This window comes from Nocardiopsis alborubida (assembly GCF_012396365.1).
In the GTDB taxonomy this organism is placed as follows: Bacteria; Actinomycetota; Actinomycetes; order Streptosporangiales; family Streptosporangiaceae; genus Nocardiopsis; species Nocardiopsis alborubida.
Map to the genome: position 1 here is coordinate 139,423 of NZ_JAAXPG010000016.1, position 22,324 is coordinate 161,746.

A 22,324-nucleotide genomic window follows, 5' to 3' on the forward strand; every position below is an offset into this window, starting at 1 on the left:
CCGTGGCGGCGTGCGGTGCCCGGTTCCGCCGGAACACCCGGTTCCGCCGAAATACCCGGTCCCGCCGAAATACTACGTGCGGGATCATCGGACCCGTGACACGGGCCGTGCGCCCCGCCGTGGCTGCGCGGGCGGTCAGTCGGCGCAGGCGGTCAGTCGGCGTTGGGCCCGTACCTGTTGTCGCGGTCCGCCGGGTCGTCGGGGTCGGCGATGCTGCCCAGGGCCGCGGCCACCGGCGGCAGGACCGACGCCACCGCGCACATGGCCACCGCCCACCCGGCACCGAAGAGGTAGTAGACGGGCAGCGCTCCGGCGAACAGGAGCAGGCACACTCCCATGACGAGGCTGTACTGGCGTACACGGCGCTTCACGGCTGGCTCCCTTCCCTACGGGAACTGCCTCCACGTTACTCAGGCGCGGTGTTTTCGTATGGGCCCATAGGCTCCAGCGCGGGCACCCAAATGCCTGATGCCCGGGTGTGCGGTACTGGAGCGTGCGGTGCCGGGTGTGCGGTACCGGGGTGTGCGATCAACGCCCGGGGTTCGGGGGTGGTGGGGCTTTGCTGCGTTGGCACCAAAGGCAGCGGGCGTTTGGGGTTCTCGTTCAACGCCCTGGTCGTGGGTGGTTGCTCGCTCCTGCGTCGGCAGCTGCCGCGAAGTGGTCCGAGCCGCGATCAACGCCCGGGGTTCGGGGGTGGTGGGGCTTTGCTGCGTTGGCAGCGAAGGCAGCGGGTGTCTGGGGTTCCTGTTCAACGCCCTGGTCGTGGGTGGTGGCCGAGGCGGCGGCGCCAGCTGCCGCGCAGTGGCACGTGATGGCGACCAACGCCCGGGGTTGAGGGGTGGTTGCTCGCTCCTGCGTCGGCACCAAAGGCGAGCGGTTCCTCCGGCCTCGGGCAGCGCTACCGGCCCCGGTGGCGGGGGCGGGAGACGACGGCGATGGTGGCGCGGCGACGGTCGCCGCGCGGGGGTGCACCTCTGGTGGGTCCCGGGCACGCTGGAGTTGGGCGCAGCAACGGTAGGCATGGCCCTGGTGGCCCTGGAGGGCGTGGGCGGCGGCCTTCTTCCCAGGGCCGGGTGTTCATTCCCGGGGTGGTGGGTGGGGTTCGGGCGGGCATCCTCGCTCCCGCCCTCTCGTTCCGGCCCGGGTGTGGTGGTGTTCTCGTGTTTCGCGTTGATACTTGGCCCGGTTGTGCGGGCCGCACAACGGTTGCAGGTTCGCGACCTCGGTGCGCCCACCCCGCGAGAAGGAGGTGATGTGGTCGGCCTGGCACCAGGTGATCGGCACCTCACACCCACCCGGGTGCGCACACGTGGCGTGCCCATGGAAGGCCGCCGCGCGCTGCCGGGCGGAGGCCAGGCGGCGACTGGGAGCCACATCCAGCACCCGCCCGGTGGACGGGGCAGTGAGCATCCGCACCACCTCAGAGTCCCCAGCCAGTTCGTGGACCAGCCCGGCCGGAACCACCCGGCCGCGCTCGTCCAGAGCTGGAACCTCCTGGCCTTCGGCGTCCAGGTAGGTCTCCACGGGCACCACGATGCGGATCTGCGCCAACGGGGCGGGGGTGTGGGTGCATCCGGTGTGGGTGGTGGCGAAGCGCAGTGCCGCGATGAGCGCGTCATGCTCACGCTGAGATCGGGACCGTTCCTCGCCCTCTCCGGGCGGGGTGGTGAAGGTGTCGATGGCCGCGCGCACGATCAGCGCGTCTCCGACCCCGCCCCAGGCCTGCAACTGGTAACTGCCCTGGAACGTGTCATGCACAGCCAGACCACGGGCGGCGTGGGCGGCCTCGTGGTCGCGGTCCAACCGGTGCGGGTCCAAACGGTAGGCGACCTGGCGGGCCACCGCCTGGAGTTGGTTGACCGACAACGCGGGACGCTCTGCCTTGGCCGCCACCAGAGCCGCTTCGAACCCCTGCCGGTAGCCCTGTTCGTCGGGGAAATGCTGGGCATCGCGGGTCTGGACGGCTTTGTCGGTGACCTTGGCGATCGCGACGGCCTCACCCAAGGCCACCGTGTTCTCCTCCAGAGCCTGGACGGTGGCGGGCAGGGTCTCCTCGTGGACGTGCTGGGCCAGACGGGCCAAATCCTTGGCCTGACCAGTCGGCACCTTGCACTGGTGGGTGATCCACTTGTCCAGGGTCGAATAGCCGCTGTAGCGGGCCACCTCACCGCGCGCGTACAAACGCGCCATCCGCGCCAGCGCCCGGTAGCGGATCTTCTCCACCTGGTCCCACAGGGCGGCGACTTCCTCAGCGGCGGCCTCGTCCGCCCCCGGCGGCACCTCGGCATCCAACACTTGGTCGATGATCTCGCGCGCACTGGCCAGCGCGGCCACACCCGGGGAACAAACCCCGGGGGCCGCGTCGGGCGCTGCAAGCATCATCTCCATACCTCTTATTATAAGCCAATGGCAGCCATTGCGCCAGAATTCACAGCACCGAATTACCCGCCCTTCCGGATTTCCCCCCACGGGAGGCTTGTCCTTCATTGATAAGTCACAATTGGGACAAACCGAAAGGCGCCAGAAAGGGCGCGGGAGAAATGATCCCTCGCCGTGGGTGCCATCGTCGCCGCCCCCCGATCACAGGGGCCAGGGGCGTTACCCGAGGCTGGAGGACCCGCCTGCCGTTGGCGCCGACGCAGCAGAGCCCAGCCGTCCCCGAATCCCGGGCGTTGGTCGCCCTCCGCCAGCCGCTCCCGCCTTTGGTGCCGCTTTTCGTCGGGCCCCTCACCCCCACCGGACGACTACCGTTTATCGGAGTCCGTTCCACTTCGCGGCAGCGGGTGCGCTTTCGTCGCTGCCAACAACCCCCGTCAAGAGCAGCGTAGGGGAGAGACCTGATGGCGGCCCCTCCCTACCCCTCAATCCATTACTCCCCTTGAGGTGTCGGGTATTTGAGGGCACACCAAAAGGCACAGGGGTGGGATCCCCCCTATTTCCAGGAAACCATCACGGCGCCACCCGCTGCCAGCCCCAACCACCACCTGTGGAAAACAACGCCTACGACCACCGGCTCAGAACGCACCCGTCCATCAACGGTCTACAGGTTGCGCGGACGCGGATGCGGGCGCCCGGAAGAGGGTGCGGGCGCGCATCGCCCGGAACCCGTTCTCGATCTCGTACCCGGCCTCCAGCAGCCGCTGCCTGGCCTCCTCGGCGCTGCGTACGGTGGACTCGTCGAAGACGAGGTTGTAGTACCGCTCGGGCACCCGGTTGAGCACCGCGCGCAGGGTCCGCAACGACGCGGTGGCCGCCGCGTCCCCGCCGGGCATCTCGGGCAGGACCCCGTAGGCGCGGCGCGCCCACGCGGGCAGGGTGGCGTAGGACAACGCGCCGACCGGGAACCACAGGGGCTTGAGCGGGGCCAGCCAGGACAGGCGCTCGGGCACCTTGGGCCACAGCAGGAAGCGCACCGCCTGCCGGGCCTCGGGGGTGACGCGCAGGACCGGCCGGACCGAGGCCAGGTAACGGCGCAGGTCGGCGACCGAGCGCGGCACGTCCTCGCGCGACAGACCCACGTAGGCGGCGGTGCGCGACTGCTCGTCAAGGTAGCGGTCCGCGTCGCGGGCGGTCAGCGCTACGCCCGCGCGCAGGGCGTTCTCCAGGTAGGAGGAGACCTCCGCGCAGTGCACCCACACCAGCAGGTCGTGCTGGTCGACCCGGTGGAGGCGGCCGCTGGCCGGGTCGGTGAAGGACAGCGCGCGGTGCACTCTGCGGATGTGCTCGCCGAGCGCGTCCGCCTCGGCGGGGCTGCCGTAGGTGGTGACGGCCACGAAGTGGGCGGTGCGCAGCAGGCGGCCGGTGGGGTCGGAGCGAAAGTCCGAGCGCTGCCACACCCCCTGCATGGCCACCGGGTGCAGGGCCTGGAGCATGAGGGCGCGCACACCCGCCACCCACATCGACCGGTCCAGGTGGATCTTCCAGGTGACGCTCTCGGGGGCGGCGACGGTCGGCTGCATCCGGTCTCCTACGGGCTGCGGGGGGAGTTCGCACCGTGACGGCTCTGCCCCTCCACGATAGGCCCGGTGCTCCCCCGCCTCCCGGCAGGTCCACCGCGCGGCCCTCCAGCCCCGCTCCCCGGTCCCCCGGCAGGTCCACCGCGCGGCCCTCCAGCCCCGCTCCCCGGTCCCCCGGCAGGTCCGCCGTGCGGCCCTCCAGCCCCGCTCCCCCGGGCACGGGGGAGCGCGGGTGCCGGACACGGCGGGAGGCGACGGAGACGGCCGCATCCACGCGTTCAGGAGGGGCGGCCGCGCAGGTAGGCCAGGACCGCCTGGACTCGGCGGTGCACGCCGTCGTCCTGGGGCAGGTCGAGCTTGGCCAGGATGTTGCCCACGTGCTTGCCGACGGCGGCGTCGCTGACCACCAGCTGGCGGGCGATCGCCCCGTTGGAGCGGCCCTCGGCCATCAGGGCGAGGACCTCGTGCTCGCGGGGGGTCAGGCGCTCCAGCGGGTCGGCGCGGCGGCGCAGCAGCTGGCGGACCACCTCGGGGTCGACGAAGGTCGCGCCGTCCACCACCCGGCGCAGCACGGAGGCGAACTCGCGGACGTCGCCCACCCTCTGCTTGAGCAGGTAGCCCACACCCTGGCCGTTTCCGGAGTCGAGCAGGTCGGTGGCGTAGCTCAGCTCCACGTACTGGCTCAGCGCGACCACCGCCAGGCCGGGACGCTCGCGGCGCAGCCGGACGGCGGCACGCAGTCCCTCGTCGGTGAAGCCGGGCGGCATGCGGATGTCGGTGACCACGAGGCCGGGCTCGTGCTCGGCGACGGCCGACACCAGCGCCTCGGCGTCGCCGACCGAGGCCACGACGGGGAAGCCGAAGCGTTCCAGGATTCCGGACAGGCCCTCTCTGAGCAGGACGCCGTCCTCGGCCAGGACGGTGGGGACCGGGGGTGCGTCGGGGATCACACCAGCGGTGTCGGGGGAACGGGGCCGCACGGAAGCTCCACTCGGATTCGGGTAGGTCCGCCCTCGGGGCTGGACAGCTCCATTGTGCCGCCCATGACGGCGACGCGGTCCTTGAGGCCGGTGAGCCCGGACCCGCGGGCGGGGTCGGCGCCGCCCGTGCCGTAGTCCGTGACCTCGACCACCAGGGTGTCGGACCGGCCCGGTGCGCCGGGGGCCGCGCTGGCGTGCACGGCGGCGGCGTTGGCCTCGGTGTGCTTGCAGACGTTGGTGAGGGCCTCGGCGACCACGAAGTAGGCGGTGCCCTCCACGTGGGCGGGCAGGCGTCCGCCCAGCCGCGCGTGCACCGTCACGGGCACGGGGCAGCGGTCGGCCAGCTCCTCCAGGGCGGCGGTCAGGCCCCGGTCGGTGAGGACCCGGGGGTGGATGCCGCGCACCAGCTCGCGCAGCTCGGTGATGAGTTCGTCGGCCTTGGTCTGAGCGGCGACCACGCGCTGGTCGGCCTCGCTGCCCTCCTCCAGGTCCAGGCGGGCCACGCCCAGGTCCATGGACAGGGCGACGAGCCGCTGCTGGGCGCCGTCGTGCAGGTCGCGCTCGATGCGGCGGCGCTCGTACTCGAAGGCGTTGACCAGGCGCGCCCTCGATTCGGTGACCTGGTTGAGTTCGGCGTGCAGGACCCCCTTGGGCGGGCCGACCAGCAGGGTGCGGGCCAGCAGGGAGTGCAGGCACGCCAGTGCCGCGGACACGTAGAGCAGGGTGACCAGCAGCGGCGGGGCCAGGAGGGTGTAGGGCGCCGCCTGGGCACTGGAGGTGAGCGTGACGGGGCCGAGGTTGACGACGGAGCCGGGAGCGTCGTCGAGGAGGAACGGGGCGGACACCAGGATGACCACGAGCATCAGGAGGAAGCCCGTGAGCATGCTGGTGGCCCCGGCCAGGGGGAGCATCAGCCCCGCGTAGGCCACCTCCCGCCAGGTGGCGGCCTCGGTGTAGCGGGTGCGCACCCACCCCCACAGCCCGGGGACCGGCTCGCGGTGCCCGCTCTCCCGGGGGTCGCCCCCGACCAGGCCCAGGCGCCAGCGCTCCAGCGCGCCCAGGGGGATGGCGACCAGCGGGCCGAACAGGAACGTGAACGCCAGCCCCAGGGCCAGCACCAGCACGATTCCGACGTAGTCGGCGGACGCCTCGATCCCTCTGGTCCACGCCATGAACAGCGCCGCCCAGGGGGCCAGGACGGGAGAGGCGGCGAAGAACAGGGCGAAGGCCACCAGGGCGGTGCTGCCGCTGTAGGCGAGGCCCCGCCAGGGCCAGGAGGTGAGCAGGAAACGCCGTGTCCCGAGCGCCTGGAACAGGGCGCGCGGGACGCTTGGGGACTCCGCGGGAGTGGTCATGGCCCAACGTTAGGCAGACCCGGCCCAGGCGGGAATCGGCTGTGCCACCGGGTCGGGGGTGGGGCTGGCCCTACCCCCGGGCGGCCGGGGCCCCGGCGCGGAGGGTCCGGGGAGGGGACCTGGGCCTTCGGGGGGAGTGGCCGCGCGTGCGCCGCGGCTCAGGACGATAGGGTCGGACGACGTGAGTGCGAAACCGCTGATCCCTGATGTCCTGGCTGCCCGCTACGCGTCCGCGGAGCTGACCCGGCTGTGGTCCCCCGAGTACAAGGTGGTCGCCGAGCGGCGGCTGTGGCTGGCCGTGCTGCGCGCCCAGGCGCGTCTGGGCGTGGACGTCCCCGCCGGTGTGGTCGAGGACTACGAGAAGGTCCTGGAGCAGGTGGACCTGGCCTCCATCGCCGAGCGCGAGCGGGTCACCCGCCACGACGTGAAGGCCCGTATCGAGGAGTTCAACGCCCTCGCCGGGCACGAGCACGTGCACAAGGGCATGACCTCGCGGGACCTGACCGAGAACGTCGAGCAGCTCCAGGTGCGCGACAGCCTGCTGCTGGCGCGCGACCGGGTGGTGGCGCTGCTGGCCCGGCTGGGGAGGCTCTCGGCCGAGTACGGCGAGACGGTGATGGCGGGCCGCTCCCACAACGTGGCGGCGCAGGCCACGACGCTCGGCAAGCGGTTCGCGTCGATCGCCGACGAGGTGCTGGTCGCCCACGGGCGGCTGGAGGAGCTCATCTCCCGCTACCCGCTGCGCGGGATCAAGGGCCCGGTGGGCACCGCGCAGGACATGCTGGACCTGCTGGGCGGGGACCGCGCCGCGCTCACCGCGCTGGAGGACGAGGTGGCCTCCCACCTCGGGTTCGAGCGGCGGTTCACCAGCGTGGGCCAGGTCTACCCGCGCTCGCTGGACTTCGAGGTGCTGACCGCGCTGGTGCAGCTGGCCGCCGGGCCCTCGTCGCTGGCCAAGACCATCCGCCTGATGGCCGGGCACGAGCTGGTCACCGAGGGGTTCGCCGAGGGCCAGGTGGGTTCCTCGGCCATGCCGCACAAGATGAACACGCGCTCCTGCGAGCGGGTCAACGGGTTGACCGTGGTCCTGCGCGGATACGCGTCCATGGCCGGTGAGCTGGCCGGGGACCAGTGGAACGAGGGCGACGTGTCCTGCTCGGTGGTGCGCCGGGTGGCCCTGCCGGACGCGTTCTTCGCCTTCGACGGGCTGGTCGAGACGATGCTGACGGTGCTGGACGAGTTCGGCGCCTTCCCCGCGGTGGTCTCCGCCGAGCTCGACCGCTACCTGCCGTTCCTGGCCACGACCAAGATGCTCATGGCCGCGGTGCGCGCCGGGGTGGGCCGCGAGACCGCCCACGAACTGATCAAGGAGCACGCCGTGGGCTCGGCCCTGGCCATGCGCCAGGAGGGTGTGGGCAACCGGCTGCTGGACCGCCTGGCCGAGGACGGGCGCTTCCCGCTGGACCGCGCGGAGCTGGACGCGCTGCTGGCGGACCGGATCACCTTCACCGGTGCCGCCGCCGACCAGGTGGCCGCCGTGGTGGGGCGGATCGACCAGATCGTGGCCGCGCACCCGGAGGCTGCCGCCTACTCCCCCGGTTCGATCCTGTAGGGGCTTCGGGCCTGTGCGGCAGGGGCTCGGGACGGCGCCGCGGCGCCGTCCCGAGCCCCTCGCCGTGTGCGTGTGCGGGCGGACGTGCGGCGACGCGTGTATGACCCAGTTCACCGCCGCTAACACTCGGTCCGAAAGTTAACGCCTATTACGGTTGTGCTGTCGGCACGCCCAACCCCCGATCCCCTCGGAGCACCCATGATCGACCCCGAATCCTTCGGTACCGCGCTGTGGACCGTGCTGGTCGTCGCCGCGGTCGTCGTCGCCTTCGGGCTGGCCGCCCTGTCGGACATGGCCATGCGCCGCCGCGAGGACCGTGCCGCGCGCACCTCCGCGGGGCGCGGCGGACCCGTCACGGCGCGGGCGGACGAGCGGGACAGGGTGAACGGGAGCGGGCCCGCCAGCGGCGGGGGCTCCCGCATCTGAGGCCGGCTCCGCCCGCGCGGAGGGAGGTGCCTCCGGCCCCTGCCTCCGGTGACGGCGTCCGCCCGGTCCGGTCGCACCGCTCACGCCACCAGGCGGGCGAACAGCTCCGGGTCGGCGTTGCCCCCCGAGACGACCGCGACCGTCTCCTGCGGGCGGCCGGGAACGGTGGGCACACGGCCCGCCAGGACCGCGGCGGCGGCCAGGGCCCCGCTGGGTTCGGCGACCAGGCGCGCCCCGTGGGCGAGGGCCGCGACGGCGCGGGCGATCTCCTCCTCCGTCACGGTGACGACTTCGTCCAGGCGGGCGCGCAGGTGGGCGAAGGTCAGCTCGGACAGGCACACGCGCACCCCGTCGGCCATGGTGCGGTGGGTGCGCTCGGGCGGCCAGGTGACCAGGCTCCCTGCGCGCAGGCTCTCGGCGGCGTCCGCGGCCAGCTCCGGTTCCACCCCCACGACGCGGACGCGGCGCGAGTCTCCGGCGGCCAGCGCGGCGGTGGCCACCCCCGAGGCCAGTCCGCCTCCGCCGACGGGCACGACGACGGTCGTGACCTCGGGCGACTGCTCCAGGATCTCCAGGCCGACGGTGCCCTGTCCCGCGATGACGTGCGGGTCGTCGAAGGGCGGGACGAGGGCGAGCGCCTCCTCGTCCCGGAGCCGCAGGGCGGTGGCCTCCCGCTGTTGGGGGGCGACCATGACGATGCGTGCACCGAGGGCGCGCATGCGGTCCACCTTCACCTCGGGCGCGCCCTCGGGGACGACGACGGTGCAGGGCACCCCGTGCCGGGCGGCGGCGTGGGCGAGTGCCTGGCCGTGGTTGCCCGAGGAGTGGGTCACCACGCCGCTCCGGCGCTGGGCGGGGTCGAGCAGGGCGACGGCGTTGGTGGCGCCGCGGAGCTTGAAGGCCCCGGTGGGCTGGAGGCTCTCGGGCTTGAGCAGGAACGGCGGCCCTCCGGCGGGGCCCGCCGTCAGCGGGGTGGGCACCACCTCCCCGTGCAGGCGCTCCCGGGCGGCGCGGACGTCCTCCACCGTGATCAGTTCCATGCGCCCTCTATGCCCGGTACCCGGTCCGGCCACGCGTCCGGGCCGGTGACGCACGTGGCCGGGGAGGACGCCGACGCGGTTCCGGCGCCGGGTTCCCGCTCCGCCGGGCCCCTTCCGGTCAGGCCGCTCGGGGGACCCTCCGGTCCCCCATGGCGAAGTGGCGTGCGCCGGGGGCGAGCGCCGCGGCTCCCGGAGCCAGGAAGCAGAGGGCGGCGCACACGGCGAGGACCGCCTCCGCGCCGAAGGCCTGGGTCGCCGGAGCGATCAGCGCGAGTCCGACCGGGGCCAGACCGTAGGAGAAGAGGAAGTCCAGGGAGGAGACGCGGGCGAGCTTGTCGGGCGCGACCTCGCGCTGGGCGGCGGTGAACCAGGGGACGTTGAACAGTTCGATCCCGACTCCGGCCAAGGCGTAGGCGGCGAACACCGTCCACGGGCCCACCGGGAGGAGCAGGCTCAGCGGCGCGAGGCCGTACAGGGCCAGGCCCGCCAGTGCGATCCACCCCTGGGAGGAGGGGCGCCAGCGCCCGATCAGCAGCGCCCCGGCCAGTGCGCCGCCGGTGTAGGCGGTCAGCGCGCCCGCCAGCACCGCCTCGGTGCCGTACGTGTCGCGGCTGACCACGGGGAGCAGCACGCCCGTGGCGGAGTACCCGGTGGCGATCACCGCCGTCAGGGCGCCCAGCCCCGCGAGGAACCACGTGTGGCGCCGGGCCTCGCGCAGCCCCTCGCGGAAGTCGGCGACCAGGGAGGGGCCGCGCGCGGGCACCGCCGCCGGGGCGGGCGCGGCCCGACCCCTGGGCGGTGCCAGGGCGGCGACCGCCCACAGCCCGGCGGTGACCAGGAGGAGGGCGTCCACGCCCAGGACCGTGGAGAGCAGCGCCGTCGCCCCCGGGGCGACCAGGGTGGTGACCCGCACGGAGATGGTGAGCGCCGCGTTGGCGCGCTGGCGCCGCGGCTCGTCCACGACCTCGGCGGTCAGCGCCTGGAAGGCGGGCCTGCAGGCGCCCTGGCCCGCGCCCACGGCCGCCGCGGCGACGGCCGCGAGCGCGAGGGCGCCGGTCGCCACCCCCGCGGCGACCAGCGGCGTGGCCGCCGCCGCGAGGATCCCGGCCCACAGCACCACCGCGCGGCGGGAGAGCCGGTCGGCCAGCAGGCCGCCGAGCGGCAGCGCGAGGAGGAACCCGCCGGTACGGGTGGCCAGGAGCAGGCCGAGCCCCATGGCGGTGAGCGTTCCGTCCAGGACGGCCAGGCCGAGGATGAACGGCATGGCCCACGTGGCCAGCCCCGAGGCGGTGCTCCCCGACCACAGGCGCAGGAAGGCGGGGTCCGAGAGCACGTGCGCGCGCGGTGGGGCCGTGGGCCCGGCGCCGGTCTGCTGGGTGTGGGCCACGTCTCTCCACGTCCTCTCCGCGGGTGGTCACCGGCGGGGCGCGCTGACGCCGCCCCCGCCCGGGCGCGTCCGCGGGAGGGCCCGCCCCGACGGGCGGTGTCCACCGGACACACCCCGGGGACGCGAACTCCGACCCCGCTAATGACAATGGTTATCGTTTTATCTACAATAGCGCGCGGACTCCGGTACTCAGAACGTCCGGCGCTCCCCGTTGGTGTCCCGTGTTACTCCCGATCCCCTTGGAAGGACGACCGTGGACCGCTCCCTCGTGGACCAACTGCCCCCACCGCTGCCCGCCGAACAGATCCTCGCCGTCAATCCGCCGAGAAAGGACCTGCACACCACCCGCTCCTACACGTGGAACGGATGGGAGTTCGAGGTGCCGCCCGGCGTCTTCCTCCCCGGCGGGACCAGCAGGATGGTCCACCAGCGCATCCTGGAGGACGACATCGACGTGCGCGGACGGCGCTACGCCGCCATGGGCGTGGGCCTGGGCGTGGAGGCCGTCGCCGCCGGGGCCCGCGGCGCCGACCGGGTCCACGCCGCCGACGTCCACGCCCCCAGCGTCGAGGCCGCCGCCCGCAACTTCGCGCATCTGCTCCAGGGGCGCACCGCCACCGAGCTCGTCCCGGTGACCGGCGACATGTTCGAGGGCTTTCCGGACGGGACCGAGGTCGACGTGGTCACCTTCAACCCGCCCGCGGTCAGCCAGGCGGTCAGCACCGACCCCGACGTCGTGCGCAACGTGTGCGTGGGCGCGCCGGTCACGGAGAAGTTCTTCAGCCAGCTGGCCGAGCGCCCGCTCCTGGCCCCCGGCGCGGAGGTCTTCCTCATCGCCTCCAACACCGCCGACCTGCGCCGCATCGTCGGGCACGCGGAGGCCACCGGTTTCCGGGGCGAGGTGCACCACCGGCACGACTGGGGCGACGGGGTCCTGACCTACCTGTTCCGCTTCCGGGAGGAGACCGCGAGATGACCCTCGACGACCTCCTCCGCGACGCCGCCGACCAGGTCGGCGACACCGTGGCCACCAGCGTCTTCTGGCTCCACCACGGCACCCGCCTGGCCGGGGGCGACACCACCTACCTCAACCACTACGTCGCCGTCCGCGTCGGCGGGGCCTTCGGGGCCTGCGCCTTCGAGGACGGGCAGATCCCGCCGGACCTGTGCCGCGAGGCCTCGGGAGCCCCGCTGGCCGAACTGCTCACGCGGGGCCCCCTCCCCCTGCGGGTGGCCGCCCTGGACGCCCACCTCGCCCGCACCGCTCCGCACAGCGAGGACCCCCGGGCCGAGCCGGTCACCCTGCCGGCCGGGACGCCCGAACAGCGCGCGGAGGCCCGGGACGCCGCCGTCGCCTCCCTCGTCCCCATCACCGAGGGCGCGCGGATCGCGCTGATCGGCGTCGTCAACCCCCTCGTGGCCGCCATCCGCGAACGCGGCGGCGAGTGCCTGCCCTGCGACCTCAACCTGCGTACCACCCGGTGGGGCGACCCCGTCTCGGAGTCCATGGAGGAGGTGGTCGACGCGGCCGACGCCGTCGTGGCCACCGGCATGACCCTCGGCAACGGCACCTTCGACCCGATCCTGGCACGGTGCCGGGAGCGCGGCGTCCCCCTGTACGTCTACGCCCAGAGCGCGAGCGCGGTGGCACGCGCCTTCCTCGGCCGCGGAGTCGACGGAGTCTCCGCCGAGCCCTTCCCCTTCTCCCAGTTCAGCGCCGACCCCACGAGGCTCTACCGCTACCGGGCGACCCCGGCGGCCTGAACACCCACGACACCTCCTCCCCGGGCGGGCGCGTGCACCGTCGCGTTCCGATGCGCGCGCCCGCCCCAGCCACCAGTAAGGAGAACGACCGTGGACGAGCACGCCTCCGACGCGATCGGCCGCCCCGACCTCATCGACCTGGGCGGCGGACTGCTGTGCCTGCGGTTCGAGACCCTCAAGGCCCTCTCGGCCGTGGCCGCCGTCCGCCACCTCGTCGAGACCGGCGCCGTCCGCCCCGGCGACACCGTGGTGGACAGCTCCAGCGGCGTCTACGCACACGCGCTGGCACTGGCCTGCCACCGGTACGGACTGCGCTGCCACATCATCGGTTCCACCACCGTGGACCGCACCCTGCGCGTACAGCTGGAGGTCCTGGGCGTGCGCCTGGAGCAGATGGAGCCCAGCGACGACCTGCGCCTGGACCAGAACCGCCGGGTGCGCCGCGTCCGGGAGGTCCTGGCCGCCCACCCGGACCACCACTGGATGCGCCAGTACCACGACCCCGTCCACTACCTGGGCTACCGCGAGGTCGCCGAGATGATCCGACGGGAGACGGCGGGCGCGGACCTCACGCTCGTGGGGGGTGTGGGAACCGGCGTGTCCACCGGCGCGCTGGGCACCTACCTGCGCGAGGCCGATCCGGAGACCCGCCTGGTGGGGGTGCAGCCGTTCGGGAGCGTCACCTTCGCCAGCGACGGCGTGCCCGACCGGGACATCATCATCGCGGGGATCGGCAGCGCCATACCCTTCGGCAACGTCGACCACACCCTCTACGACACCGTGCACTGGACGGGTTTCACGGCGGCCCTGGCCGGGACGGTCGACCTGCTCCGGCGGCACGCCGTGTTCGCGGGACTCTCCAGCGGCGCCGCCTACCTGGCCGCCCGGTGGGAACTGGGGCTCTCCCCCGGCCGGACGGTGGTGTTCGTCGCGGCCGACACCGGCCACCGCTACACCGAGTCGGTGTTCTCCCGCCACCGGGAGGCCGAGGCGGTGGAGGACCTCAAGCCGCTGGACGTCACCGGCACCTCCGAGCTGCGCCTGCCCTGGGCGCGCATGGAGTGGCGCCGGGCCGGGGCCCCGCGCCAGGCGGAGTTCGACCGCACGGCCTGAGCCGGGCGCGCGGGCGCGGCCCGGTGGGGGCCGCGCCCGCGTGCGGGGGCACCGCGTCCGGGGCATCACACCCGCCGCGCCGCCCGGATGGTGCGGCCCGCTCGCCCCGGGCCGGGATAATCGATACCGATGCGTACCGAATGGACACCGGATGACCTGCCCGGACGAGCGTTCTACCAGCTGATGACGGCCGTGATCCTGCCGCGCCCGATCGCGTGGGTCTCCACCACGTCCGAGGCGGGCGTGGACAACCTGGCTCCGCACTCCTTCTTCACCGTCGCGTGCACCCAGCCGCCGATCGTGCAGTTCACCTCGGTGCGACGCAAGGACTCGCTGCGCAACGCGGAGGAGACCGGCGAGTTCGTGGTCAACCTGGCCCCGGAGCCCATGCAGGAACAGGTCAACGCCAGCGGCACCTCCTACCCGCCGGAGGTGAGCGAGTTCGACGCGCTGGGGATCGGGCGCGAGCCCAGCGCGTCGGTGCGCCCGCCCCGGGTGGCGGGCTCTCCGGTGGCGCTGGAGTGCGTGCTGCACTCGACGGTGGGCCTGGGCGACTCGACGGTGGTGTTCGGACGGGTGGTGCGGGTGGCCGTGGACGAGTCGGTGCTGGTGGACGGGCACCCCGAGGCGACCCTGCTGCGCCCGCTGGCGCGGCTGGGCCGCAACGAGTGGTCCACGCTGGGCGAGGTGCGGGCCGTCGACCGGATCCCGTACCGGCCCTGACCGGCGGCCGCCACCGTCCGCCAGCGGTCCCGACCCGGTGTGTGGCCCGCCTCCCGTCAGACCCGCAGGTCCACCTTCGGGAAGGGGAAGGCCGACAACCGGTGCAGGACGCCCGAGGGGTCGCCGCTCCAGTCCATGGCGCGCGTCTGGGCGGCGCTGCGGCGGCCGGTGGCGGCGCGCAGCAGCTCGAAGGCCGTGGCCGACCACTCCAGGTCGGCCCGCTCGCCGAAGACCCATTCCTGGCCGGTGTCCGTCGCCGCCACGCGCACTCCGGGCAGGTCCGGGGACCACGCGCGGGCCGTCGCACCCAGGACGAAGGCGGCCAGTTCGTCGGCGTGCCCGGTCTGGGCCGGCATCCCCAGGGCGCCCCGGACGTCGTTCTCGTGGTGCCACACGTCGACCGCGGGCAGGGAGTAGCGGGCCCTGGTCCGGGTGGCGAAGACCTCCAGCAGCGCCGGGGTGTCCTCGCGCCAGGCCGCGCAGAGCCCGGCGATGTCCAGGTGCTCGCGCTCGGCCACCTGGCGGGCGGTGACGGCGTCGTCCGCCGGGGGCGTGACCCGTTCCGCGGGCACGTCGGCGCAGAGCCCGGCCAGGTGGGCGTAGGTCTGCTGGACGGTCCACGCGGGCAGGGCGGGAACGGGGGTGGCGAGCTGCTCCGCGCTCAGGTCGTCGGCGAGCGCGAGCATGCGCTCCTGGCAGGAGGTGTAGATCTTCGCGGTGTCCATGGCGCCACGGTACCGAACGCTGTTCGGTACCGTGGCGCCGGGACCGCGCGGGCCTCTGCGGCCCTCATGTGGGGGGCAGCGGTCCCTCCGGGATGGTCAGGTCACGGCTCCTGGCAGGACACCTGGGGCTCGATGTTCACGTTCCCCGAGGTGGCGGTGAACCCGAAGCTGGTGCTCTCCCCGGCCGCGAGCGAGCCGTTGTGCGCGGCGTTCGTGGCCTCGAAGTGGGCGCCGTGGTTGACGAGCGAGGCGTTCCAGGCGCTGCTGACCGCCTGGCCGTTGGCGTACACCCAGTCCACCATCCAGCCGTCGGTCCCGTTCTCTCCCGCGGTGACCTCGACCTCGGCCTGGAAGCCGCCCTGCCACTCGTTGAGGACGGTGTACTCGGCCGTGCAGTACTCGCCCTGCGGCGGGTCCGTGGGCTCCGGCTCGGGCTCCGGCTCGGGCTCCGGCTCGGGCTCCGGCTCGGGCTCGGGCTCGGGCTCGGGCTCGGGCTCCGGCTCGGGGTCCGGGTCCGGGTTGCCGCCCGTGCCCCCCTCGAAGACCACGTCGGAGCAGTTGTAGAACGCCTCGGGGCTGTCGGAGCGCTCCCACACCACGTAGATGATGTGCTGGCCCTCCTTGTCGGGCAGGTCCACGTCCCAGTAGTACTCGGCTCCGGCGACGCCGCCGCTGCGCAGCGGCGGGTCGGTGACCTCGTCGATGAGCTCCAGGGAGTCCCAGGTCAGCGCGTCGGTCGCCGGATCGAACCCGTCCTCGGTGACGTAGGTGTAGAAGGTGCCCGGGTGCGCGGCCCAGGCGTTGTGGTGGAACTCCACCGTCGTGTTGGCGGGCAGTTCGGTGGTCGGCCAGTCGGCGCGGACCGCGTTGAAGGACGAGAAGCTGTCGGTGGGGCCGCACAGCTCGCCGTCGGCCACGAACTCCTGGTGGCGTCCGTCGGAGTTGCTGATGAGGTTGCCGAACCAGTTCCAGAACGGGTAGTTGCCGCCCTCGGCCAGCGCGTCGGCGCAGGCGTCGTTGGTCGGCTGGAGCGCGCCGCCGCTGCTGCCGCCGGTGGCGTCCTGGAAGCAGGCGTAGGTGCGGCTGGCCGGATAGGTGAACGCGCCGTGGGCCTGGGCCGTGTCGGGCAGTGCGACGACGGTGGTGCCGACGGCGAGGCCGCCGAGCGCCACGGCCATGGCGAGGGTGCTGCGTGACCGCATGGGCCACTCCAATCTCTGTGGGGGGTGCCCGGCCGCACCGGGTCGGTGCGGCCGGGGGTGGGTCGTCTGTTCCCTCAGCGGGACCAGCGGGTGCGTCGGGTCACTAGGTTGGGGGGCACTGGGTTAGGGGGCACTGGGTTAGGGGCACGGAGTTACCGAAGGCGCGGACAGGTCAGGAGCCGCTGCACGTGAGCTCGGGCGTCGAGACACCGCCGCCGGAGTTGCCGACGAACCCGAAGGAGGTCGACTGCCCCGCCGCCAGCGCGCCGTTGTAACCCACATCGGTCGCGGTCACACTGCCGCCGCTACCGGACACCGACGCGTTCCAGGCGTGCGAGACACTCTCACCGCTACCGAAGGTCCACTCCACGGTCCACCCCGACAGAGCAGCACCCGCCGTCACCGTCACCTGCGCCTGGAAACCCCCCTGCCACTGGTTGGTCACCACATACTCCGCCTCACACTCACCCGACGGCGGATCCGTGGGCTCCTCGGTCGGCGGGTCGGTGGGCTCCTCGGTGGGCGGGTCGGTCGGTTCGGGGGCGCCGCCGTAGACCGGGGCTTCCTCGGCGGTGGCGGCGATGCCGTCGGGGCCGTTGAAGATGCGCTCGCCCCAGGGGGTCAGGCTGTTGACGTCGAAGCCCTCCACCATGTCCAGGTACTCCACGGGACTGCCGTTGCCGCTCCAGGACCAGCCGATGTACCCCAGCCCCAGGCGCTCGGTGTGGGACATGATGGCGTCCTCGTCGGGGTTGCCGTCGGAGTGGTCGTGGCCGAACTCGCCGACGATCAGCGGCAGGCCCGCGTCGACGAAGTGCTCCAGGTAGGAGACGACCGTCGACTCCTGCTGGTAGACGCCGTACATGTGCACGGAGAAGACCGTGTTGGCGTCGGGGTCGGAGTCGAAGACCGACTGGGCGTTGTCGCGCATGACACCCGCCCAGTCCTGGCCCCAGTTCGGCGCGTCCACGACCAGGGTGTGGTCGAAGCCCGCGTCGCGCAGGCGGTTGATGGCGTCGCTGGTGTCGGAGGCCCAGTTCTGGTTGGTCGCGGCGTCGTTGCCGTAGGGCTCGTTGCCGATGTTGACGAGGACGTGGTCCTCCTCGCCCTCGACGGCCTCCTGGACGCGCAGCCAGTAGTCGACGGCCTGGTCGAGTGTGGCGGCCCCGGCCTGTTCGCCGTAGCCGGTGGTGTCGTGCACCTCCAGGACGCAGATCAGCCGGTTGGTCTTGCACTCGTCGACGACGTTGGCCACGTCGGCGGCGGTGTTCTCCGTCCAGCGCTGGCCGCTGCTGAGCACGACGCGGACGGCGTTGGCGCCCAGGGACTTGATGTCGGCGAACGACTGGGTCTCCTGGGTGTACCAGGTGTGGGCGTGGCTGACGCCGCGGATGACGAAGTCGTTTCCGGCGGCGTCGACGAGGCGGCCGTCACTGACGCGGAAGCCGGTGTCGGCGTGCGCGGGCAGCGAGTGCACGAGCAGTGCGGCCACCAGGGTGATGACCGACCCGAGGGCGATCAGCAGGCGTTTGACCATGGGGGGCTCCAGGTAGAAGGGCGGACAACGTTGTCGTGTTGCGGGGTTCCCGCCCTCGCGGGCGGGGACCGGGTGGGCGCCGGGGGTCGGCGGCTGCGGTCCCCCGGCGCCCGGTCCTGACACAGGCGCGGCCTGTTCCGGGGCGGTCGCGTCAGTGTCGTTCGGTTCCGGTCCTCCCCGCGGACGGGGTCAGCCGCCGATCAGGAGCCGCTGCACGTGAGCTCGGGCGTCGAGACACCGCCGCTGGAGTTGCCGACGAACCCGAAGGAGGTCGACTGCCCCGCCGCCAGCGCGCCGTTGTAACCCACATCGGTCGCGGTCACACTGCCGCCGCTACCGGACACCGACGCGTTCCAGGCGTGCGAGACACTCTCACCGCTACCGAAGGTCCACTCCACGGTCCACCCCGACAGAGCAGCACCCGCCGTCACCGTCACCTGCGCCTGGAAACCCCCCTGCCACTGGTTGGTCACCACATACTCCGCCTCACACTCACCTGACGGCGGATCGGTCGGGTCCGGATCGGGACCGGGTCCGGGGTCGCCGCCGAGCGCCTCGTGGATCGACCAGTAGGCGGGCTTGGGCTGGTAGTTCTCGTCGATGGGCAGCGCCGCGCCCTGGCCCGGGAAGGTACCGGGAACCCAGGAGTGGGCGTCGGTGACGCCCCACACGATCACGCCCGAGCAACCGTCGACCGCGTAGCAGGCGTTGACCACCTGGTCGTAGTCCCTGGCCTGCTGCTCCAGCTTCTGCTGGGTGGCGGGCATCTGGATGCGGATGTCCAGCTCGGTGATCATCACCTCCAGGCCCAGGTCGACGAAGCGCTGGATGTTCTGCTGGATGCTGGAGGGGACCTGTCCCGCGATGAGGTGGCCCTGGAAGCCGATGCCGTCGATCGGCACGCCCTGCGCCAGCAGGTCCCGGACCAGGTCGTAGTAGGCGTCGCTCTTGGCGTTGATCCCGTCGATGTTGTAGTCGTTGATGAACAGGCGGGCGTCGGGGTCGGCCCGGTCGGCCATCCGGAAGGCCTCCGCGATGAAGTCCTCCCCCAGCGTCCGGTAGAAGACCGAGTCGCGGAACCGGGCGTCGTCCCCGATCGGCTCGTTGACCACGTCCCAGGTGGCGATGTCGTCGCGGTAGCGCCCCACGGTGGTGCTGATGTGGGTGTCCATGACGTCCAGCAGCTGGTCCTCGGTGAAGGTGCCGTCCCTCACCCACGGGGGCAGCTGGCTGTGCCACACCAGCGTGTGGCCGTGGACCAGCTGGTCGTTCTGCTGGGCGAAGTCCACGATGCGGTCGGCGTTGGTCCAGTTGAACTGCCCGGGCTGGGGCTGGACGGTCTCCCACTTGAGGTCGTTCTCGTGGGTGACGGAGTTGAACTCGGTCGCGGCGGTCTGCGCGTAGGCCGCCTGGTTCAGGTGCTGCGGCGCGACCGCGGTACCCATGCGCAATCCGCGCTGGTCGGCGAGTTCGCGCAGGGTGGCCTGCTGGGCCCGGGCCGCCTCCTGCGCCGTGAGCGCGGTGTCCTCGGCGTGGGCGGCGGCGGTCAGACCGCCTGTGACGAGGCTGAGGGCGAGGGCGACCGCGGCCGCGGCCCCTCCCCGGAGCCGTCTTCGCCCCTTGGTGACCGACATGGTGCTCCTTTCTTCTGTGGGGGTCGGGGGCGGGCGCCGGCGGCGCCCGCCCCCGTGCGGCTACGGCCGGTCAGGCGCCGTCGCCGAACAACTCGCCGTGGGTGGCGAGGGCTGTGGCCACGTCCACCTGCGCCCAGAAGCGGTGGTAGGTGAACTCGGGCACCGGCCCCCCGTTGAGGTACTCCTCGACCTGGGGCCAGTTCGGGTCGTCCTCGTAGAAGGACCGGATCGACAGGAACGTGGAGTCGGAGTTGACCGGGTCCCCGTTGGGCATCTGGCCGGTCCATCCCCCGGGGATGTAGAGGCCGCCGTCGGGGGCGCCGAACTCGTCGTCGAAGCGGGCGTAGTCGGCCCGCGTCTCGGGAACGGCGACGCCCAGGTCGTCCTGGTTGGCCAGGAGGGCGTCGAGCAGGCCCTCGGCCATCGCGCGGGACTCGGTGTCACCGGTGGCGGCGGCGTAGTGCATGAGGGTCTTGGCCAGGCCCGCGGCGATGCCGACGTCCTGTCCGTGCGAGACGACCTCGACCCTCAGGTCGGGGTTGCCCGTGGACTCGCCGGTCCAGGTGTCGGGCTGGCCGCTCCACTCCATGTCGGCGGGGATGGCGAACTCGCCGTTCTCGCCGACGGTGGTGTTGGCGATCGCCCAGGGGATCCAGTCGTCCAGGATGCCCCCGGCGCGCTCGTCGCCGGTGATGCGGTAGTACTCGGCGACCCGCTCCATGTCCCAGACCTGGAAGCCGAACCAGCGGTTGGACGGCGGGTCGTGCCAGACGGGCTTCTCGTCGTAGAACATGCCGTGGAAGGTGGGCGTGCCCGAGGGCGGCTGGGCGTAGGTGCCCTCCCAGCTGTTGGTCGCGCCGCCCGCGATGCCGCCGTCGGAGGACTGGAGCCACTCCAGGAACTCCAGCTGGCGGTCGAGGCTGGTACCCCAGTCCTCGGTTCCGGTGGCCGACTCCGGCTGGAGCGCGGACACCTCCGAGAGCGCGTAGGCCGCCATCACGTTCTGGTAGCCCTGGTGGGCGGAGGATCCGCCGATGCGCCAGGCCCAGGGGTACTCGGCGCTCTCCAGCGCGCCGCCCCAGGAGTAGTACCAGGCCATGAGGTAGTGCGCGGAGTCCTTGCCCGATCCGGGCGGGCAGGACTGGGGGTCGACGCAGTCGCCGATCTCCTTGAAGTACTTGTCGAACATGGCGTAGCGCAGGTAGTCGCCCATCATCGCCGCGTTGGAGACGTTCTCGGCGATCGCGCCCTCGTTGCCCTGCTCCGAGGCCCACTGGTGCGCCAGGTAGGCCACCTGCACGGCCCGCGCGTCGGCGTCGGGGGCGTTGGTGTAGCGCCACTGCTCGGAGTAGTTGTCGTCGTCGGTGAACAGGTCGAGGAACCCGTTCTCGCCGCCGTGCTCGAAGGTCTCGCAGGACGGGTGCGGCACGGTCTCCCAGACCGACTCGTTGGAGCCGCGCTGGAAGGTGTTGATGTAGGCGGGGGCGTCGTCGGTGCCGTCGCCGCAGAACCCGTAGCCGTAGGTGTTGTCCACGTCCAGCAGCCAGTGCATGCCGTAGACCTCGTCGGTGCCGTAGGTGCTGCTCAGCTCCTGGGCGAGCGGGTCCTGTCCCGCCTCGACCGAGTCGTCCAGCGCCATCGGGTAGTCGCTCGGGTCGAGCGACTCGGGGATGTAGGTCGCCGGGGCCGACGGGTCGTAGGAGCCGTTCGTGGGCTGGTCGGCCGTGCCCGGGATGATGAAGGCCTCCATGGACTCCCACGCGGAGTTGAAGGGCTCCCAGTCGCCGGTGATCCTGCCGTAGGTCGCCTCCAGCCACAGGTAGTAGCTGTAGGCCTCGGAGGTGGTGGCGTGGCCGTGGTCGGGCGCCTCCACGATCAGGGTCTCCACCGAGTGGTACGGCACGAGGAGGCCGTCGAACTCGCGGAAGTAGCCGCTGTCGGGGTCCTTGATCTTGTCGTACTGGGTGAGGAACTCCTCCTCGTAGGCGTTGGCGGCGCCGGAGAGTTCACGCACGGTGACCACCACGGGGTCGTAGCCCTCGGCGGAGACGGTGAACTCGGCCTGGGCGGGTTCGCCGGAGCCGTCGCCGGAGGAGGCGACCGTCACCTCCTGGGCGGTGTCCCAGTCGGCGTCGCCGAAGGTCAGCGAGGCTCCCGAGGCCACCGACAGGGTCTCACTGCCGGAGGTGCGCTCCACGCTGACGGCGACGTCCTCGGCGGGCGCCTCGGACAGGGCCACGTCGAAGGCGGCCTCGCCGCCGGGCTCCAGGGTGACCGAGTCGGGGTCCACGACCAGGGTCGGGTCCTCGGGTTCGGGCTCCTCGTCCTCGCCCGCGCAGTCCAGACCGTTGAGGGTGAACTCCGTGGGTACCTCGTTGGCGCCGCTGTAGGTGGCCTGGAAGCCGAACGTCGCGGTCTGTCCGGAGGCGAGGCCGGACGCCCAGGAGGGGCCGCTGGCGGTCACGGAGCTGCCGCTCTGGGAGACCTGCGCGTTCCAGCTGTTGCTGATGCTCTGGTTGCCGGAGAAGTCCCAGCCCAGCGTCCAGTTGGAGACGGACTCGGCCTCGTTGGTGACCGAGACCTCGGCGGTGAAGCCCGAGCCCCAGTCGTTGAGCTGGTAGTCGACGGAGCAAATCGGTGCGGCCTGCGCGGGCGCGGCCGGAAGGAGGGCGGCTAGGAGCACCGCGCCGAGGAGCGCGGGCGCGGGTCTGCGCCAGCGCGCCGTGCGGCGCGGGCCGGGGCGGGGGGTGGTCACGTGTCCTCCTCGGACAGGTTCTCCGTTCCCCGCCGCGGGCCCCGCTCGCCGGAGGACGGCGTCGGGGCGGAGCTCTCCGAGGGGGAGTCGGCGGGACCGGAGTGCGGGTGTGGGG

Annotated in this window: 18 protein-coding genes; 6 read left to right on the forward strand and 12 right to left on the reverse strand. The window is 72.6% G+C overall.

The annotated features are described in order from the left end of the window. Positions 1–152 precede the first annotated feature (152 nt). The 5 genes from HGB44_RS18090 to HGB44_RS18115 all read right to left on the reverse strand — a co-directional run bounded on the left by HGB44_RS18090 (position 153) and on the right by HGB44_RS18115 (position 6,291). Complete coding sequence (locus HGB44_RS18090; protein WP_061081095.1) at positions 153–371, reverse strand: DUF3099 domain-containing protein; 219 nt, start codon at positions 369–371, stop codon at positions 153–155. Positions 372–1,077: 706 nt separating this feature from the next. Further along, positions 1,078–2,379, reverse strand: a complete 1,302-nt coding sequence (locus tag HGB44_RS18095) for an HNH endonuclease signature motif containing protein (protein WP_061081126.1) — start codon at positions 2,377–2,379, stop codon at positions 1,078–1,080. Between the two features lie 653 nt (positions 2,380–3,032). Next, positions 3,033–3,959 (reverse strand): oxygenase MpaB family protein, encoded by a 927-nt coding sequence (locus HGB44_RS18100; protein WP_061081096.1) that lies wholly within the window; start codon positions 3,957–3,959, stop codon positions 3,033–3,035. Positions 3,960–4,234: 275 nt separating this feature from the next. Further along, on the reverse strand, positions 4,235–4,936 hold the full coding sequence (locus HGB44_RS18110) for a response regulator (RefSeq protein WP_061081097.1): 702 nt from the start codon (positions 4,934–4,936) through the stop codon (positions 4,235–4,237). Next, positions 4,903–6,291, reverse strand: a complete 1,389-nt coding sequence (locus tag HGB44_RS18115; protein ID WP_061081098.1) for a sensor histidine kinase — start codon at positions 6,289–6,291, stop codon at positions 4,903–4,905. The genes HGB44_RS18110 and HGB44_RS18115 overlap by 34 nt, the downstream gene beginning before the upstream one ends. Positions 6,292–6,472: 181 nt before the next feature. Between HGB44_RS18115 and purB the strand changes: the two genes are divergently transcribed. Beyond that, the gene (gene purB, locus HGB44_RS18120; protein ID WP_061081099.1) at positions 6,473–7,903 is read left to right on the forward strand and encodes an adenylosuccinate lyase; all 1,431 of its coding nucleotides are present in this window, start codon (positions 6,473–6,475) and stop codon (positions 7,901–7,903) included. Positions 7,904–8,101: 198 nt separating this feature from the next. After that, positions 8,102–8,329 carry a hypothetical protein gene (locus HGB44_RS18125; protein ID WP_061081100.1) on the forward strand — a complete coding sequence of 76 codons (228 nt, stop codon included), beginning with the start codon at positions 8,102–8,104 and terminating at the stop codon, positions 8,327–8,329. An 80-nt stretch (positions 8,330–8,409) separates the two neighbouring features. Here HGB44_RS18125 and HGB44_RS18130 read toward each other — a convergent pair whose 3' ends face one another. Both HGB44_RS18130 and HGB44_RS18135 read right to left on the reverse strand, forming a co-directional pair. After that, complete coding sequence (locus HGB44_RS18130; protein WP_061081101.1) at positions 8,410–9,369, reverse strand: threonine ammonia-lyase; 960 nt, start codon at positions 9,367–9,369, stop codon at positions 8,410–8,412. A 118-nt stretch (positions 9,370–9,487) separates the two neighbouring features. Then, entirely contained in the window at positions 9,488–10,756 is a 1,269-nt protein-coding gene (locus HGB44_RS18135; protein ID WP_061081102.1) for an MFS transporter, read from the reverse strand. Between the two features lie 253 nt (positions 10,757–11,009). Here HGB44_RS18135 and HGB44_RS18140 point away from each other — a divergent pair, with 253 nt between their 5' ends. The 4 genes from HGB44_RS18140 to HGB44_RS18155 all read left to right on the forward strand — a co-directional run bounded on the left by HGB44_RS18140 (position 11,010) and on the right by HGB44_RS18155 (position 14,356). Then, entirely contained in the window at positions 11,010–11,732 is a 723-nt protein-coding gene (locus tag HGB44_RS18140) for a class I SAM-dependent methyltransferase (protein ID WP_061081103.1), read from the forward strand. Next, entirely contained in the window at positions 11,729–12,520 is a 792-nt protein-coding gene (locus HGB44_RS18145; protein ID WP_061081104.1) for a Rossmann-like domain-containing protein, read from the forward strand. Before HGB44_RS18140 ends, HGB44_RS18145 begins: the two co-directional genes overlap by 4 nt. A 90-nt stretch (positions 12,521–12,610) precedes the next feature. After that, positions 12,611–13,633, forward strand: a complete 1,023-nt coding sequence (locus HGB44_RS18150; protein WP_061081105.1) for a pyridoxal-phosphate dependent enzyme — start codon at positions 12,611–12,613, stop codon at positions 13,631–13,633. A 129-nt stretch (positions 13,634–13,762) separates the two neighbouring features. Continuing rightward, complete coding sequence (locus HGB44_RS18155; protein WP_061081106.1) at positions 13,763–14,356, forward strand: flavin reductase family protein; 594 nt, start codon at positions 13,763–13,765, stop codon at positions 14,354–14,356. Positions 14,357–14,412: 56 nt separating this feature from the next. Here HGB44_RS18155 and HGB44_RS18160 read toward each other — a convergent pair whose 3' ends face one another. From HGB44_RS18160 to HGB44_RS18180, 5 genes are all read right to left on the reverse strand, one after another. Continuing rightward, complete coding sequence (locus HGB44_RS18160; RefSeq protein ID WP_061081107.1) at positions 14,413–15,081, reverse strand: maleylpyruvate isomerase family mycothiol-dependent enzyme; 669 nt, start codon at positions 15,079–15,081, stop codon at positions 14,413–14,415. 101 nt (positions 15,082–15,182) lie between these two features. Continuing rightward, positions 15,183–16,283: a lytic polysaccharide monooxygenase gene (locus tag HGB44_RS18165; protein ID WP_061081108.1), complete on the reverse strand. Its 1,101-nt coding sequence runs from the start codon at positions 16,281–16,283 to the stop codon at positions 15,183–15,185. Between the two features lie 172 nt (positions 16,284–16,455). Further along, positions 16,456–17,820 carry a cellulase family glycosylhydrolase gene (locus HGB44_RS18170; protein ID WP_061081109.1) on the reverse strand — a complete coding sequence of 455 codons (1,365 nt, stop codon included), beginning with the start codon at positions 17,818–17,820 and terminating at the stop codon, positions 16,456–16,458. Positions 17,821–18,020: 200 nt separating this feature from the next. Continuing rightward, the gene (locus HGB44_RS18175; RefSeq protein ID WP_061081110.1) at positions 18,021–19,454 is read right to left on the reverse strand and encodes an endo-1,4-beta-xylanase; all 1,434 of its coding nucleotides are present in this window, start codon (positions 19,452–19,454) and stop codon (positions 18,021–18,023) included. Positions 19,455–19,524: 70 nt separating this feature from the next. Next, the gene (locus HGB44_RS18180; RefSeq protein ID WP_061081111.1) at positions 19,525–22,209 is read right to left on the reverse strand and encodes a glycoside hydrolase family 48 protein; all 2,685 of its coding nucleotides are present in this window, start codon (positions 22,207–22,209) and stop codon (positions 19,525–19,527) included. Between the last annotated feature and the right edge of the window lie 115 nt (positions 22,210–22,324).